Here is a 13,269-nt window from a genome sequence, read left to right on the forward strand (position 1 = left end):
TGTATGAGCGATATGTTAGAAAAGGCAAGAAAGTATGAGACGGAAAAACTGGCACATACCGACAAAAATACGAAACCATTATTTCATATTTCGGCACCAGTCGGCTGGATAAATGATCCAAATGGATTTTCTGTCTATGACGGAAAAATTCATCTGTTTTATCAGTATTATCCGTATGAACGGGCATGGGGGCCAATGCACTGGGGGCATAGTGCTACGTCAGATATGATCCGCTGGGAGCAGCTTCCGGCGGTACTGGCTCCGGATCAGGAATACGACAAAATAGGATGTTTTTCAGGAAGTGCTATTGAAGCAGATGGGAAACACGTACTGGTATATACTGGTGTTACAAAAATCAATATGCCTGATGGAACCGTGCAGGAGAGACAGAACCAGTGTATTGCGTTTGGTGATGGTATAAATTACGAGAAATATGAGAAGAATCCTGTTATTACGGGAGATACGCTTCCAGAAAACTGTAGTCGGATTGATTTTCGTGATCCGAAAGTCTGGAAAGAAGATGATACATATTATCTGATTGTTGGAAGCAAGGGCATAGGTCAGATTGGACAGGTGGCAATTTATTCCAGCAAGAATCTTACCGATTGGAAATTCGAGATGATGATTTCAGATGATAGTACTGGAAAAGTTGGAAAGATGTGGGAATGTCCGGACTTTTTTCCACTTGGGGATAAGCAGGTACTGATTTGCTCTCCGCAGAACATGAGAGCAGAAAAATATGAATTTCATAACGGACATAATTCTGTTTATTTTCTTGGTGATTATGATAAGAAACAGCATACCTTTAAGAAAGAAGAACCATATGCATTGGATTATGGCCTTGATTTTTATGCACCGCAGACAACCTTACTTCCAGATGGAAGACGGGTTATGATCGCATGGATGAAATCTTGGGATGCCTGTGTGGTACCAGATACGCAGGACTGGGAGGGGATGATGACGCTCCCACGTGAATTGGAAGTTAAAGACGGACAGATCTGGCAGCAGCCGGTACGTGAATTGGAGGCTTATCGTAAAAATCTTTGCCGATATGAGAGCGAGACCATAGAAGGAGAAACGATCCTTGACGGTGTAAATGGACGTACCATTGATATGACTGTCACAATAAATGATGGAGAGTATACGACTTTTTCCATGAAACTGGCTTGCAATGATGAATATGAGACAAGCTATACATATTATAAAGCAAGTGAAATATTGGAAATTGACAGGACTTATTGCGGTGTGACAAAAGATATCGTATGTGTGCGTAGGCTAAAAATAAAAGATACCAAAAGACCATTGAAGCTTCGCTTTGTATTGGATCGCCAGTCTATAGAGTTATTTATCAATGATGGACAGCAGGCGGCAACAACTGCCATTGGTACACCTCTTGAAGCAGATGGCATACGTTTTTTCAGTGATAAAGCAGTTGCGATTGATGTAGAAAAGTACGACATTGTATTGTAGGAGAAAACAGCATGGATGTAGTAGCATTGGGTGAATTACTGATCGATTTTACGGAGAATGGTGTCAGCAGACAGGGAAATCCATTATTTGAGGCAAATCCAGGAGGCGCACCCTGCAATGTGCTTGCAATGTTATCCCGTTTAGGTCATAAAACGGGTTTTATTGGGAAAGTAGGAAACGACTTTTTTGGAAAACAGCTGGAGGATGCGATTACGGAAGTCGGTATTGATGTGACTGGACTTCTAAAAGACGATAAAGTGCATACCACATTGGCAATGGTTCATACATATCCAGATGGTGACAGAGACTTTTCATTTTATCGTAGTCCGGGAGCCGATATGATGCTGTCGGAAGAAGAGCTACCGGAGGAGATGATTCGAGAGGCAAAAGTATTCCATTTTGGAACTTTGTCCATGACACACCCGGGAGTACGTGCTGCAACCAGGAAAGCAATTAAAATTGCCAAAGAAGCAGGTGCGGTTATTTCTTTTGATCCCAATATCCGTGAGCCGCTTTGGGAATCTATGGAAGATGCCAGAAAACAGGTTCTATATGGACTGGGGCAGTGCGATATCCTGAAAATATCTGACAACGAAATCCAGTGGCTGACAGGTGAGAACGACTATACGGATGGTGTTGGCCGGATCAGAGAAAAATATAATATTCCGTTAATTCTGGTTTCCATGGGAAAAGAAGGAAGCCGGGCATATTATAAAGATCAGATTGTAGAAGTAAAGCCTTTTATTCAGGCGAACACAATTGAGACAACCGGTGCAGGGGATACGTTCTGTGGGTGCGTTCTTCATTATATATGCGAGTATGGATTGATGCAGCTTAAAGAAGAGAATCTATATGAAATGCTGACATATGCAAATGCAGCTGCATCAATTATTACAACGCGCAAGGGTGCACTTCGTGTGATGCCCAGTTCGGAAGAGATTGAGCAGTTAATAGCCTCTCGTGGATGAATTTAATCGAACATTGGGAAGCGGCATTTTGAGAATTATTTGCAAAGTAAAGAAAGCCGGACTGCGGGAGCCAGATCAGTGAAACACCCTTTTAAAGTAGTCAATCTGGCTGCGAAGATGGAAGCTCCAATGGTGCCAACAGATAACGTACTTTCCATAACCTATGGATACATCAAAGCATGGTTACTATACACTGGGAAAACGTGTAGGTAGTGCCTGAATGCAGAACGCAGAAGTCAATTTGTGGCATTAACAATTCTGAAACAAAACTTCAATAAAACCCAAACATTAAAATCCTATGCTATACAGGAAATGTGTAGTATAGGATTTTTTTGGAGTTTTTAATTTATGAAAGAAAAAATACTCAAAATTACGAAAAAATTATTTTTTCTGCCACCAGTACCAACGCTTGTCATAGCGATTCCGTCATTCGCATTTGTAATCGTAGTGCTGGCAGGACGGATAAAATCTCCAGTACTTGAATATATAGCGTATTTGCTGTCTGCATATGCATTTGTCATTAGTGTGACGGGTATTTTCAAGATTGTGAGCTTCATAAGGAATGGGTTCACGGAGCAGTCGTTCATAAAGAGGCTTTGTTCAATTACAATAGTGGACAAGCTTATCCATGAAAATACATTTCGGACAGAAATAGGATTATACATGGGCTTTTGCATCAATGTGGTATATGTTATTTTCAAAACATCAATGGGAATTTATTATCGGTCTGCTTGGTTTATATCGCTGGGCGTGTATTATCTGGCACTGGCTAGTATGCGTTTTTTGTTGATACACTATATACGATTCAGAAAACAGGATTCTGATATAAAGGATGAACTGCGACGATACCGTATGTGTGGATGCCTGCTTTTCCTGATAAATGTTGCGCTTGCTGGAATTACAATACTTGCTGTGAAAAAGAACGCCGGTTTCTCTTATCCAGGCTATCTTGTATATGTGATGGCAATGTATGCGTTTTATTCCGTTGTTACGGCTGTGATAAATCTTGTGAAATACAGGAAATACGGAAGCCCAGTATTATCTGCAGCAAAAGTTATAAATATGTCAACAGCACTTGTTTCTATTTTTTCCCTGGAGACGGCCATGCTTGCCCAGTTCGGTGGCGAGAATTCGGAGAGCTTCAGGTTGGTTATGACCTCACTCACTGGAATTGGCGTAAGCCTTATTGTGCTTGGGATGGCAGTATTTATGATTGTTCGCGCGAACAGTTTGCTTAGAAACAGTACTGCGGATTAGAGCCTGTATTTCCACACCAGCATCTGGTATTATAAGGACAAGCGGCCAGAGTGACCTGTATCTGTAAAGAAAAGTAAATACAAAGAATTCACACGGAGGAACCGACATGGTACATATATTAGTCGTAGATGATGACGAGAAACTAAATAAAACCATATGTAAGTGGCTGAATGATTGCGGCTTTGCGGCAAAAGGCGTATTAAACGCAGGGGATACATTTGAAGAAATGTATAACAGCCTATACAGCCTGATCATTTCCGATATTATGATGCCGGAAATGGATGGCTTCGAATTTGCAAAAAGGGTGAGGGAAGTAAACAAACATATTCCGATTTTATTTGTATCAGCGAAGGATGACCTGCCCTCCAAGCAGAAGGGGTTCCAGCTGGGAATTGATGATTACATGGTCAAACCCATCGAACTGGCAGAACTTGAGATGCGGGTACGGGCGCTGCTCCGCCGGGCCAATATTGAGATGGAGCGGAAGCTTACAATAGGAAATCTGGTGCTTGATGCCGACGCCATGACAGCAGAGATTGACGGAGAAGAAATTCCGGTTGCGACGAGAGAGTTTAATATTCTCTACAAACTTTTGTCATATCCGAAGAAAACTTTTACCAGGGCACAGCTGATGGATGAATTCTGGGGACTGGATACAGATACAAGCCTTCGGGCCGTGGATGTCTACATTACCAAGATCCGGGATAAATTTTCTGCCTGTGACGGATTTGAGATCAAGACCGTAAGAGGCCTTGGATATAAGGCGGTGCTGCTGTGAGGGTAAAAAATAAAGTAAACGGACAGACAACAGAGGATACGGTCTCTATGGAGAAAGAGAAACAAAGAGACCAGCGGATTAAAAAAGAGATATTTCCAGTTTCCATTTTTATAATCTCTCTTGTATTTTTCGCAGTGATCACAACCATACAAATGAAAATCATAGGAAACTACATTAATTATACAGAGATTTCCAAGACTGCACTCATAAGTGTATTCGGATTCTGGTTTCTTGGTTCCGTCGCCTTTACTTTCTTTACAGGCTGGCAGACCAAGAAGAAATATACAGACCCACTGGAAAAATTATCGGATGCAGCCAGAAAAGTGGCAGAAGGGGATTTTTCCGTCTATCTGCGACCGTGGCATACGAAAGACAAGGCAGACTGCCTGGATGTGCTGGTACAGGATTTTAACAAAATGGTGGAAGAACTGGGAAGCACCGAAACTCTGAAAACAGATTTCTTTTCCAATGTTTCCCATGAGTTTAAAACGCCGCTTTCTGTGATATACAGCAATGCCCAGATTCTGCAGCGGCAGTCTCTTGCCAGCGAGCAGAGGGAATGCGTGGATAATATAGTAGATTCCAGCAAAAGAATGTCAAGTCTGGTCCAGAATATGCTGAAGCTGAACAAGCTGGAAAAGCAGACGATCACACCGGAAGTAGAGGTTTATGATGTATGTGCGCAGCTTTGCGAATGTGCAGTGCAGTTTGAAGATAGCTGGGAAAAGAAAAATCTGGAATTTAATGTGGAAATGGAAGACCGAGCATTCGTATCAGCGGATCCAGGGCTGATGGAACTGGTCTGGAATAATCTGTTGTCCAATGCAATCAAATATAACCAGGAAGGTGGGACAATCACACTTTCTGAGATCAGTGATGAAGAGTATGTGAGGATTTCTGTTGCAGATACAGGATACGGAATGAGCAAGGAAGTGATTCGCCACATTTTCGACAAGTTTTATCAGGGAGATGAAAGCCATTCGTCTTCTGGAAATGGGCTGGGTCTTGCACTGGTAAAAAGAATTCTTGAATTGTCAGATGCGTCTATTACGGTGGAGAGTATTCCGGAAAAAGGTTCTGTATTTACTGTGATGTTGAAAAAAGAAGAGAAAACAGAGCAAAAACGAGAATAGAACATAATCGAGAATAAAACATAAATGAGGTGGTAAAAGTGGAAGAGAAGAATAAGAAAGAACAGACAATGTTTATCGCTTACGAATACAAAGACCTGAACGTGAAGAAAGAACTGGCTTCTTTTTACCTGGATTGTTACGAGAATTTCGGCTGGCAGCAGGACGAGAATTTTCCACCTAAGGAAAATGGGGAGAAGATAAGCCTGAAACTGAAACGCAACCGAAAAATTGTAAACAAGGTGGAGCTTACCCGCCTGCAGCGTCATTTTGAAGCGGATATGGAAGATATTTTTTCACTGGAAAATTCAAAGACAACGAAGGCGCTGATCATAGCCCTCACAATAGGTATCCTTGGGACTGCATTTATGGCAGGCTCCGTGTTTGCTGTAACAGCAACGCCGCCGATTATCTGGCTGTGCATTATTTTAGCAATTCCCGGATTTGCGGGATGGATTTTGCCATATTTTGCTTACAAAAAAGTAAAAGAGGACAAGGCCAGGAAAGTAACCCCATATATCGAAGAAAAATACGATGAGATATATGAAATCTGCGAAAAGGGACATTCTTTATTATGATACCAGAACGTGCCCACAAAATCACTTTTGCAAGTTGCACGTTCTACTGTATTTCGCCTGAATCTGGTCTATGCGACTGTTACGAAGAACTTATCCAGACAAAATTTCAAACAAATTGTAATGCACATTTTGTAGAAAAGCTTTTTAGGTCTAAAAGATCTTTGTCATAAAAATTTTACTATAGGAGAACAGGAATATGAGAGCAGCATTATATAACGGACAAAAAAACATTGTTATGACAGAAATTGAAACGCCGGTAGCTGGCGACTACGATATTGTAGTGAAAAACATCTATGCAAGCATCTGCGGGACAGATGTGGCAGTTTATGAGCATGGCCCAAATACCGGGCATAGGATTACCATTGGTAGTGAATTCGGGCATGAAATGGTATCAGAGGTTGTGCAGGTTGGAAAAAATGTGAAAAATATCAAAGTGGGAGACAGAGTGTATCCATATCCAAGACTTGCGAAGGGAGATCCCAAAAGAGCGGGAACTACAGGTGGATTCTCTGAATATGTGCTGATTCCCAATGCAGAACTGGGAAAAGGCGTGTATGCAGTACCAGATGAAATTTCATCAAAGACAGCAAGCCTGATCGAGCCATTTACAGTCGGATGCAGAGCGGCCAGACGGTCTTTTCCACAAAAAGGGGAAAAGGCAATTGTATTCGGCACTGGAACAATTGGTATTGCGGCAGCAATCGCACTGAAATATTTCGGATGCAGTAAAGTAATGATCTGTGATCACTCTGACTTCCGCCTGGAAAAAGCGAAAGAGCTTGGATTTGAAATTTGCAATAATGGAAAAGAGAACCTGCAGGAAAAAGCGGTGGAAATATTTGGCACAGCAATGTCTGCACTGGGAGAAACTTGTGATGTAGATATTTATATTGATGCTGCAGGTGCAGATGGCATTATTGAGGCATACCAGAGTATGGGAAAAGTGGATTCCCGCATGGTTGTAGTAGCAGTAAAAGCAGGGCTTCGTCCGATCAATGTGCTTGCAATGACATACGGACAGCACGCACTTATCGGTTCCGGCGGATATAACCCGGAGGATGTGAAAGATGTTCTTGCAATTATGAAAAGTGGAAAATGGAACATAGAGAGTATTATCACAGATGAATATCCATGGGAGAAACTGCCAGAAGCGATTGAAAAGGCAGCGAAGGTGGACGAGGCGCTGAATGTGGTAATCTATTATTAGAAGATATTGGATATACAGAACTGGCTTTTGGAAAATTTTCAGAAGCCAGTTTTTTTCCTCTTTTATTCTGAAAAAGGAAGATTAATATTATCGAAACAAAACTCAAACAGTTCTTAAAAATTACACAGGTATCCTATACCCATAATACAAAAAGGAAAGAAACGAGGTAAAACAAAATGAAAAAAAGCAATTTCACAGCATTAATACTTGGCACTATCGGAATGGTATTTTTTGCACTTGGTATGTGCATGGCACTGATCGAAGAATGGGGAATGTTCCGCCAGGGAATCGTATCTGGCGTCATTGGATTGGTAGTTCTTTTGCTCACATTAATTGTGTGGAGAAAAATGGAAGGCAAGGCTCCGATTAAATTAAGTGGTAAGACAGTCGGCACTGTTATCCTGGCAGTTTTCGGAGCATTGATTCTGGGTGTTGGAATGAGCCTTTGCATGGTATTTGGAAAAATGGTGCTGGGCGTTGTTGTTGGACTTGTTGGGATTGTAGCATTATTAATGTTGATTCCGATGACAAAAGGACTGAAATAAGAAAGGTAGTATTTGAAATGGCAAAATCTAAATTAGTAGCAGCAAATAAAAAAATCGCTGATAAGGTTGTAGGTGGATATAAAAAAATAGAGACCGGTGTTGTAGACGGATACAAGAAAATAGAAAACGGTGCCGTAGGTGGATACAAAAAAATAGAAAACACGGTTGTAGATGGATACAGGAAAATAGAAACAGCATTCATAGACAGATATCTGGCATATGATGGGGAGTCTGCCGAAGAGGCACGGAGAAGACTTTGTAAAGAACAAGAAAGACGCTAAAAAGAGCATGAAATAATGGAGAGAGTTATAGACAGACACAAATAAAACAAAAACTCCTTTGGAGTAAGAACGTCAGTGGTGACAATTCTTACCCAAAAGGAGTTCTTTTATTTTTTAGATATTGGGCGATCATTCGCCCAGGTGGATTGCAGACAAAATTATGAAATAGCAATTACCCGCCCCATTTTTGCATTCACACGGTGGGAAATTGAAATAACTGTTCTGTTTGCAGCTGACCGCTGCAATGCCTGAAGTACTTCTTTTTCTGTCTGGACATCCAGGCTGGCGGTGATTTCGTCCAGAAGAAGGAGTCTTGGATCTGCAACAGTTGCGCGGGCAATGGAAAGAAGCTGCCATTGTCCCTGGGAAAACAGTTCCTGTGTACAAGGTGTATCATAGCCAAGTTCTAACTGTTCGATCACCGTATCCAGTCCCACCATCTGGGCAGTTTTACGGACTGCTTCCATACTAATGGAGGAGTCATATAAAGTGATCTGGTCTTTGATTGTCCCCGGAACCATATGAAAGGATTGCTCTACATAACCGAAAATACGGCGTTTGTCTGTATCGGGGATATGGGCAGCAGGCATTCCTTCTATTAATACCTGACCCTGTTGCGGCTCATACAGGCCTAACAGCAACTTGAAAATGGTACTTTTTCCAGCCCCGGTTCTGCCGGATAAAGTGACCTGCTCACCTTCCTGGACAGAAAAGCTTAGATTTTTTAACACTTCCCGATCAGTTTCATGGCCATAGGAAAAGGTTACATCTTTAAATACTACACAGGGAGATGCGTTTTCTGGCGTGTGTGATGTGTTAATCTGTGTTTTTTCCCAAGAGCACTCATCCAGCTGGAAGAACTCGTTGATCCGGTGTACGCCTGCAATAGCAGACTGGATCGTCTGAATCTCCATGCCAAGACTTTCTACAGGAGTGAAAATCTGGGAAATATAATTGATTACGGAAACTGCGGTACCAGCTGACATTCCAAACAGTGTGAGTACGGCTGGATTCCCAGATGCGGAAAAGAGCATGACCACAGCGACGACCACTGCATTGAGGATTAAAATAACAGGTGAATAAATGGCATCATAGAAGTTTGTCTTTTCCACAGCCCGGAAACTGTCCACAATAGCGTTGTCATATCGTTCTTCCATATAATCTTCTTTGGCAAGACAATGAATCGTCCGGATATTATGGACTGTTTCCGGCACGTAACCAGAGGCACGGCCAACTGCCTGCCGGTTCTCAATCTGGGCTGCCAGCATACGCTTCTGCACCGTACGCGTAAACCAGAAAAGAAATGGTAACAGAACCAGCAGCACCAGTGTCAGTCCACGGTTACGAAACCAGATTACACTCAGGATACTGATGATCTTACAGGCATCTGCGAACATACTGACAATGCCTGAGGTGAAAAGATTTTCTACAGTATCTACATCCCCTACGAAGCGGGATACGATGGTTCCTGGCTCCTGCGCAGTCAGCTCATCCGTTGTAAGCCGTGTGTATTTGTCCATCAGGCTGCTGCGGAGGGCGTGGGTGATCTTTTGTCCGAATACGGTCAGCAGGCTTTCACGTGCGCTTTCAGTTATGCCGGTCAGTGCCAGAAAAATATAATAAAGTATCACCAGAAAAACTGGCAAAGCCTGTCCGGTAGTCAGCGTATCGATCACGATTCCGAGAATCATAGGGGGCAGCAGAGCCATTACAATGGCGCCAATTACTGCGAACAGGATACCAAGTGAAAGTAAAAGATGCAGCCGTATGGTTCTCAGGATTACTTTGCTTACCCGTTCTTCATGTTTCATGCTTTTGCACCTCCTTCCTGTTCCAGATACAGCTTCGCATATTCTGGTTGTGACTGCATTAACTCTTTATGTGTGCCGGTTCGCCCATGACCATTTTCCATCCATACGATCTGATCCAGCTCTGGAAAAAGATATAGCCTGTGTGACAGTAAAATTACAATACTGTCTGCGGTCAGCTCCTTCAGGTGATCAAATACCTGGCGTTCTGTAGCCCGGTCCAGAGCTGAAAAGGGGTCATCCAGGATCAGGAGCGGTTTTGCGTGGCATAAGGTTCTTGCAAGTGCAAGCCTTTGTGCCTGACCGCCAGACAGCCGTACGCCGCCGTTTCCGACAACGGTGTCTGCTCCCTGTTTCATCGAGGAAACTTCCAGATCCAGACATACTGCTTTCAGATACTGTTTTACATCAGTGTTTTGCTCTCCAAGCAGAATATTGTTTTTTACAGTGTCGTCAAAAAGTTCCGGATCATGACCAAGATATCCCACAATGCCTGTGCGCTGTTCTGGTGTCATCTGCTGAAGCTCTTTGCCTCCGAAGCGGATACTGCCTTCGTAGGGTGACTCACAAAGAAAAGTTTTGCCCAGAGTGGATTTTCCGCAGGCCACAGCTCCTGTGACGCCAATGATCTGTCCTGGTTTTGCCGAAAATTCAATGTTTTCATAAATGCGTGTGCCATCTGGAGAGGTAAAAGCCAAGTCTGAAACCTCCAGAAGGGAAGGTTTCTGAATACTGATTTTGTGGCTGGCTTTTTCCTGCTGCATCAGTGGCTTGATACGTTTCCATGATACCTGGGCCTTATGAACCGCATTGAACAGCTTTGCCGCGCTGGAGGATTTTACCGCCAGCTTGGTGAAACAGGATAAAAATGTGGTGAATGCTGCAATATCCCACGCTGTCCAGCCAGTCCCAAGTACGTTCCGGCCTCCGAAATACAGGATAAACAGTACGCCAGTCAGGGAAATTGTCCGGTACAACGGCTGCATGGCGGAACTCCAGATATTTGCTTTCACTGCAGCCCGTTCGTACTGTGTCAGATGCTGTTCATAGGCTTTTTGCCGTTCCTGTTCGCAGCCATACACCCGGTATGTCACAGCATTGGAAGCCCGGTCCAGCGTTGCTGTGCTTAAAGCTCCTGCCTGAACCTTATATTCTGCACTTGTGCGCTGTACGATGGTTTTCATTTTCTCTGCCAGCAGATAGGAAAACGGGGTAAAAAGCATTCCAAGAAGTGCCAGGCGCCAGTCATAGTATAGGAGCATTCCGGCGTAAGCTGCCAGTGCTACGCCGGTATCGAAAAATTCTGTTGTGAATTTCCGCATACCTTCAACACAGTCGTCTACATCCAGAATGGCCTTTGTCATTACGCTGCCGGTAGCTTCCTGGTTCAATTCCTGTCTGCTTTTGTGGACAAGTGTGCCATACAGGATCTGTTTCATCTGGCGGTTTACATTATTGGCGAAGCGTCTGACATAGAGCCGCTTCAGGTATCGGGCAATCTGCACGATTGCGATTACCAGGGCATAGGAAACGGCCAGTGTGAGCATATCGCGGAATTCTGCTTTATCCCCCAGGATATCTGCCAGGCAGCCTGCCATTTTTCCCTCGAACCACGGTCCTGCCAGAAGTCCAATATTATAGATGAGTCCGGAGATGGTAACAGCGGCCAGTATGCGCCATTCTTCCTGAAAATAAGACAGGATACGGTCTGGCTGAAAATTCTTCTGACTTTTTTCTTTACTTTCCATGGGCAGTCACGCTTTCTGAGGGCGATAAGGAAGAGGTGCCTGTATGTCTGGCAATCACCTCTGTCATGTGAATGAAATCCGCTTTACTTTCTTTCTTTGAACGCTGGTATAATTTATCCAGTGTTTTACAAAAGGCAGCTTTTTCTTCCTCCGGTAATTCTGCCAGAAGCCATTCATAGTAAAGAGACTCGATCTGCGCCTTGGAGTTTTTCAGATTTTCAGCCTGAGCTGTGGCATATAGCAGGCGGCTTCGACCATCGTCGGGATTGTCTCTTCGTTCCAGATATCCTTTGGCTTCCAGATTAGCTGTCTGACGGGCAACAGCACCTTTGTCCAGCCCTGTGATCTTGCAGACTCCGGCCTGGGTGATGCCGGGATTTTTGCGAATGGCATGGATCACATCAAATTCACCAGAGCCGATTCCATCAGCCCGCATGGTCCGCACTGTAAATTTGCTGATCTCACGGGCGATTTTCGTTATTTGTCTTTTGGTACTGTCCATGATAACCTCCTTGCAAAAAAAAAGATGTAGTATCAACTAAAATTAATTAGATGATACCACATCTTTTTTGCTTGTCAAGAGAAATAGAAGCTGTAATTTTAAATCACAAATTCTTCACAAAAAAATAGCACTCACCTCTTGACAGTGCTAACAATGCGTGTTATATTACATACAGAACAAAGGAAGAGAGAAAAAGAAAGCTTCCAGTTCCAGTGAAAATGTTAATAAAACACATAAGTGTTCACAATATAAGGAGGAATGAGTTATGTTAATGCCTAGTATTTTTGGAGAAGATTTATTTGATGATTGGATGAGAATGCCGGTAGAAAGAGAGAATCGCAGAGATTACAGAACTGCTGAATTGATGAAGACAGATATTAAGGATGTAGATGGCAATTATGAACTGAGCATAGATCTGCCAGGCTTTCATAAAGAGGATGTGAAGATTCAGCTGAAGGATGGTTACCTGAATATTCAGGCGTCCAGAACCGAGAATAAAGATGAGAAGGATAATAATGGCAAGTTTATCCACAGAGAACGTTACACCGGACAGTGTTCCAGAAGCTTTTATGTAGGCAAGGATCTGGAGCATGAAGACATCCATGCGAAATACGACAATGGTGTTTTGACCGTCACCTTCCCGAAGGAAGCGAAGAAGAAAGTGCCGGAAGAGAAGAAATTCATTTCCATTGAAGGCTGATCTTGCAAGAATGACTTGAAGATTATCTGAGTGACATAGACGAAATAAATTAAGTGCGTTGTCCGTGAACCAGAAGCGGCGGCCGGCGTAAAGAACTGATGTGATTGCAGTACGAATAACATTTATAGGGCAATCACGAGATGCTTGAGGACAGCTTCTTTTCATATAGATTTGGTATTGCTTATTTCTTAAAATTTACATAGATTTTGTTTCATACCCCCCTCATTTACCTGCCGGTTACCCGCCGGCAGGCTTTTTTAATCTGTCTATCCCCTTTTTTCACATCTTTACATCAAT

13 protein-coding genes are annotated in these 13,269 nt (G+C 43.0%); 10 read left to right on the top strand and 3 right to left on the bottom strand.

Annotated elements, in window-relative coordinates; all coding sequences use genetic code 11:
* The first annotated feature begins 3 nt into the window (after positions 1-3).
* From ACTQWB_RS04005 to ACTQWB_RS04045, 9 genes are all read left to right on the top strand, one after another.
* The gene (locus ACTQWB_RS04005; RefSeq protein WP_441500476.1) at positions 4-1,470 is read left to right on the top strand and encodes a glycoside hydrolase family 32 protein; all 1,467 of its coding nucleotides are present in this window, start codon (positions 4-6) and stop codon (positions 1,468-1,470) included.
* A gap of 11 nt (positions 1,471-1,481) precedes the next feature.
* Positions 1,482-2,438 (top strand): carbohydrate kinase family protein, encoded by a 957-nt coding sequence (locus ACTQWB_RS04010; protein WP_441500477.1) that lies wholly within the window; start codon positions 1,482-1,484, stop codon positions 2,436-2,438.
* A 348-nt stretch (positions 2,439-2,786) separates the two neighbouring features.
* Positions 2,787-3,695 (top strand): hypothetical protein, encoded by a 909-nt coding sequence (locus ACTQWB_RS04015; protein WP_441500478.1) that lies wholly within the window; start codon positions 2,787-2,789, stop codon positions 3,693-3,695.
* Positions 3,696-3,801: 106 nt separating this feature from the next.
* A complete protein-coding gene (locus tag ACTQWB_RS04020; RefSeq protein ID WP_441500479.1) occupies positions 3,802-4,473 on the top strand; it encodes a response regulator transcription factor in 672 nt (223 codons plus the stop codon).
* Positions 4,470-5,606 (top strand): HAMP domain-containing sensor histidine kinase, encoded by a 1,137-nt coding sequence (locus ACTQWB_RS04025; RefSeq protein WP_441500480.1) that lies wholly within the window; start codon positions 4,470-4,472, stop codon positions 5,604-5,606. The genes ACTQWB_RS04020 and ACTQWB_RS04025 overlap by 4 nt, the downstream gene beginning before the upstream one ends.
* A 38-nt stretch (positions 5,607-5,644) precedes the next feature.
* The gene (locus ACTQWB_RS04030) at positions 5,645-6,181 is read left to right on the top strand and encodes a hypothetical protein (RefSeq protein WP_441500481.1); all 537 of its coding nucleotides are present in this window, start codon (positions 5,645-5,647) and stop codon (positions 6,179-6,181) included.
* A 196-nt stretch (positions 6,182-6,377) separates the two neighbouring features.
* The gene (locus ACTQWB_RS04035) at positions 6,378-7,388 is read left to right on the top strand and encodes a zinc-dependent alcohol dehydrogenase (protein WP_441500482.1); all 1,011 of its coding nucleotides are present in this window, start codon (positions 6,378-6,380) and stop codon (positions 7,386-7,388) included.
* A gap of 176 nt (positions 7,389-7,564) precedes the next feature.
* Entirely contained in the window at positions 7,565-7,933 is a 369-nt protein-coding gene (locus ACTQWB_RS04040) for a hypothetical protein (protein ID WP_441500483.1), read from the top strand.
* A gap of 17 nt (positions 7,934-7,950) precedes the next feature.
* Positions 7,951-8,214 carry a hypothetical protein gene (locus tag ACTQWB_RS04045; RefSeq protein WP_441500484.1) on the top strand — a complete coding sequence of 88 codons (264 nt, stop codon included), beginning with the start codon at positions 7,951-7,953 and terminating at the stop codon, positions 8,212-8,214.
* Between the two features lie 158 nt (positions 8,215-8,372).
* On the opposite strand, the gene ACTQWB_RS04050 is transcribed toward ACTQWB_RS04045, so the two are convergent.
* Genes ACTQWB_RS04050 through ACTQWB_RS04060 form a run of 3 tightly spaced genes read right to left on the bottom strand, consistent with a single transcriptional unit; the run spans position 8,373 to position 12,272 of the window.
* Entirely contained in the window at positions 8,373-10,025 is a 1,653-nt protein-coding gene (locus tag ACTQWB_RS04050; RefSeq protein WP_441500485.1) for an ABC transporter ATP-binding protein, read from the bottom strand.
* The gene (locus ACTQWB_RS04055) at positions 10,022-11,770 is read right to left on the bottom strand and encodes an ABC transporter ATP-binding protein (protein WP_441500486.1); all 1,749 of its coding nucleotides are present in this window, start codon (positions 11,768-11,770) and stop codon (positions 10,022-10,024) included. Before ACTQWB_RS04055 ends, ACTQWB_RS04050 begins: the two co-directional genes overlap by 4 nt.
* A complete protein-coding gene (locus tag ACTQWB_RS04060; RefSeq protein WP_441500487.1) occupies positions 11,760-12,272 on the bottom strand; it encodes a MarR family winged helix-turn-helix transcriptional regulator in 513 nt (170 codons plus the stop codon). The genes ACTQWB_RS04055 and ACTQWB_RS04060 overlap by 11 nt, the downstream gene beginning before the upstream one ends.
* Before the next feature lie 265 nt (positions 12,273-12,537).
* Here ACTQWB_RS04060 and ACTQWB_RS04065 point away from each other — a divergent pair, with 265 nt between their 5' ends.
* The gene (locus tag ACTQWB_RS04065; protein WP_441500488.1) at positions 12,538-12,972 is read left to right on the top strand and encodes an Hsp20/alpha crystallin family protein; all 435 of its coding nucleotides are present in this window, start codon (positions 12,538-12,540) and stop codon (positions 12,970-12,972) included.
* Positions 12,973-13,269: the final 297 nt, after the last annotated feature.

Source organism: Blautia sp. HCP3S3_H10_2 (assembly GCF_052122375.1).
In the GTDB taxonomy this organism is placed as follows: Bacteria; Bacillota; Clostridia; order Lachnospirales; family Lachnospiraceae; genus Blautia_A.